Annotated in this window: 1 protein-coding gene; it reads right to left on the bottom strand. The window is 60.3% G+C overall.

What is annotated here, in order from left to right; genetic code table 11:
- On the bottom strand, nt 1–3,918 hold a 3,918-nt coding region (locus D5398_RS25200), incomplete at both ends, for a beta strand repeat-containing protein (RefSeq protein WP_208646088.1).

Genomic DNA, 3,918 nt, shown 5'->3' with positions numbered 1-3,918 from the left:
GCGACACCCTGGGCGCTCGTTTTCGTTGATACCGCAGATAACTCGCCAGTTGAAGGGTTGACGTTCCAGCTCACATCTACGTTGGGTAACAGGTTGCCCTGAGCATCCGTGACCGTGGTGGTCAGCGTGGCTATTTCGCTGCCGTTCGCCAGGAGCTGCGTTTTATCCGAGGTGACTGCACTCAGCTGCGCCGTGCTGGCGTCGGCGATATAGCTCACCTTGCCGGCGCTTTTGCTCATCGCTGGCGTGGTAATCCCCGCCGTCATGATGACATCCGCCGCTTTGACTGACGTTGCGGTGACCGTCGCCACACCGCTGGAATCGGTTTTCGTGTTGCTGTTTACTGGCATCACATTGACGTTATCGCTGCTCCAGTTCACCGCCATATTTTTAATCGGATTCTGGTTAGCATCTTGCACGGTCGCCGTCCAGGTCACCGCCTCGCTGCCGTTCGCCAGCGCCTGCGCCTTGCTGGTCACCACGGTTGCGACGTTTGCCGTCGCGGTGTCCGCAATCACGTCAAGCGCCTGGGTTTTGCTGCCACCGGTAACACTGGCGGTCACCACCGTGGCCTGCGCTTTGGTTTCGGTAAACTGCGCCGTCGCCACGCCGGACGCATTGGTTACGCCGGAGACCGGGGTAAATGTCCCACTGCTGTTATCGCTGCTCCAGGTGACCGTTGTCCCCGCTACCGGATGCTGGCTGGCATCCACAACCGTGGCGGTCAGGGTCACCGTATCTTTCCCGGCTACCACGGCGGTGGCCTTGTCAGCCACCAGGCTGCTCAGCATCGCCGTGGATGTGTCGGAGGTAAAGGTCAGCTCAGGTGAAGCCACGCTGACGCTGTTGGCCGATGCCGTGACCTGATAATCACCGACGTTTGCTGACGACAGTGTCACTGTAGCCACCCCCTGCGCATTGGTTTTACTGCTGCTGCCTGACAGCGTGCCGTCGGTCGGATTGCTGCTCCAGTTGACGTTAGCATTGCTGACCGGGTTGTGCAGAGCGTCGGTCATTGTGGTGCTCAGGGTGATAATGTCCAGCCCGTTGGCCAGAGCCTGCGCTTTGTCCGCCGTCACCGCGCTCAATTGCGCCGTAGCCGCGTCCGCAACGTAGCTCACTTTACCCGCGCTGCTCGTGCGGGCCGGAGACGTTAACGTCGCCGTCATCACCGTATCGGCCACTTTGGTTGAGGTCGCTGTTACCGTTGCCACGCCGCTGCCGTTGGTTTGCGTGTTGCTGCTTGCTGGCGTCACGCTGGCGTTATCGCTGCTCCACGTCACCGCCATATTGTTAATCGGGTTCTGATTGGCGTCCTGCACCGTCGCAGTCCAGGTCACCGCGTCGCTGCCATTCGCCAGCGCCTGTGCCTTACTGGCCACCACGGCGGTACTGAAGTTAGCGGTCGCGCTGTCAGCAATCACCTCCAGCGACTGCGTTTTACTGCCACCAGCGGTGGTCGCGGTGACCACCGTCGTCTGCGCTTTAGTTTCGGTAAACTTCGCTGTCGCCACGCCGGACGCGTTGGTGACGCCCGACGCCGGGGTGAATTTACCGCTGCCGTTGTCACTGCTCCAGTTCACCGCCACGCCTGTAACCGGATGGTTGTTTGCATCGACCACCGTCGCTGTCAGGTTGACCGTATCTTTACCCGCCACCACGGCAGCGGTTTTGTCAGCCACCAGGCTGCTCAGATGGGCCGTTGTTGCATCCGCCGTGAAGTCCAGTGACGCAGACGCCGCCCGGATACCGTTAACGGAGGCCGTGACGATATCCTGACTGACGCTCGCTGACGCCAGCGTCACAGTGGCAATACCTTGTCCGTCGGTTGTCGTCGTCGCCGCTGACAATATTCCACTCGCCGGGTCCACGCTCCAGTTCACCGGTGCGCCGCTCAGTACGTTACCTTTCGCATCCGTCACTTTGGTGCTCAGGGTAATGAGGTCAGCACCATTCGCCAGGGCCTGGGTTTTATCCGCCGTCACCGTGCTCAGTTGTGCCGTGCCGGCATCTGCGATGTAACTCACTTTGCTGGCATTGATGCTGCGGGCAGGCGCGGTCAGGCTCGCCGTCATCACCACATCCGCAGTTTTGATGGACGTTGCCGTGACCTTCGCCACGCCGTCGGTGCCGGTCGGCGTGCTGCCGCTGGCCAGCGTAACGTCGGCATTGTCGCTGCCCCAGTTGACCGCCATGTTGCTGATTGGGTTCTGGTTCGCATCCTTCACCGTCACCGTCCAGGTCACCGCATCCGTACCGTTTGCCAGCACCTGCGTTTTATCCGCCGCCATATTGCTGAAGGTTGCCGTGCCGTTGTCGGCTACCATCTCAAGCGACTGCGTTTTGCTGCTGCTTCCCGTCGTGGCCGTAATGACTGTGGTCTGTGCATGGGTGCCGCTAAACTGCGCGGTGGCGATGCCGCTGGCATTGGTCACGCCGGAAGCCGGGGTGAACTGTCCGCTGGTGTTATCGCTCTTCCAGGTCACCGTCGCGCCCTGTACCGGATGATTATTGGCATCCAGGACCGTCGCGCTCAGGTTTACTGTGTCTTTACCCGCTACCACCGCCGCGGTTTTATCAGCCACCAGACTGGTTAACTGTGCGGTCGACGTGTCAGCGCTAAACGTCAGCGTCGGGGAAGTGGTCTGGGTGCCGTTGATTGATGCCGTAACGCTATAGTCTGTCACGCCGGAAGAGGTCAGGCGGATGCTCGTCAGCCCCTGGGCATTCGTTTTGGTGCTACCTGAAGACATGGTCCCCCTTGTCGGGTTCGCCGTCCAGTTCACATCGGTATCATTAAGCGGGTTACCGTTGGCGTCGGTCACCGTCGTGCTCAGGATGATGGTATCGGTGCCGTTCGCCAGCGCCTGCGTTTTATCGCTGGTCATCTGACTCACCCGCGCCGTGCTCACATCCGCAATAAAGGATGCTGCGGAAGCGGTACTCACCGTGCCGCCCGGCAATTGTGCCGAGACAGTCACATCACCCGCGTGGATGGAAGTGACGCGCAGCGTGGCCTGTCCCTGCGCATCGGTAGTGGTGGTACTCCCGGAAAGCTGCGCTGTGGATTGGTCGCTGCTCCAGCTCACCGGCGCATTTTGCACTTTGTTGCCGCTGGCGTCGGTGACCGTCACGGTGTAGGTGACGGCGTCGGTGCCATTGGCCACCACCTGCGTTTTATCCTGCCTGAGGTCAGTGATAGCCATGCTCCCACTGTCCGCAGCAAAGGAAATTTTATCTATCATTTTGGCATCTGTTGTTCCGGCGCGGGCAGAGACTTTCACGTCCCCCGCCGCCGACGACGCCAGGGTGATGTGTGCGTTGCCCAGCTCGTCGGTCGAACTTTGCGGCGCACTCAGCGTTGCAATGCCTTCCTCAACACGCCAGTCAACGGCTGCGCCCTTCAGCGGCTGGTTTTGGGCGTTAACCACGTTCGCCACCAGGGTAACGTTGTCGGCATTATTTGCCGTCGCCTGCATTTTGTCCGCGTTCAGGCTCATTACCTGTGCCGTCGTGACATCGGCGCCAAAGCTGAGCGGTTCACTTTGCAGCGAACTGCCGCCATCGACCGTCGCGGTCACAATGGTATTGATCACGCTAAGACTGCTGACCGTTACGGTTGCAATCCCATTGTCATCCGTCATACTTTGCGCCGATGAAAGCCCGGTGGCGGTGTTATCTGCCCGCCAGGACACGGCCACGCCTTTATAAGGCAGGCCCTTCGCCGTCAGCACTTTAGCCGTCAGGGTGACCGTATCGGTGCCGTTCGCCAGTGCGAGTGTTTTCGATGCTTTCAGCTCACTCAATGTCGCCTGCGCATCCGCATTTTGCAGTACGATGTGCGCGGTTTGCAGGGCCGTTTTGCCGCTGACCAGCGGGGTAATATCTGCGGTCCCGGCGACGTTGCCGCTGGTAAAG

The organism is Rahnella bruchi (genome assembly GCF_003614975.1).
Taxonomy (GTDB): Bacteria; Pseudomonadota; Gammaproteobacteria; order Enterobacterales; family Enterobacteriaceae; genus Rahnella; species Rahnella bruchi.
This window is presented reverse-complemented; position numbering and strand designations above follow the sequence as displayed.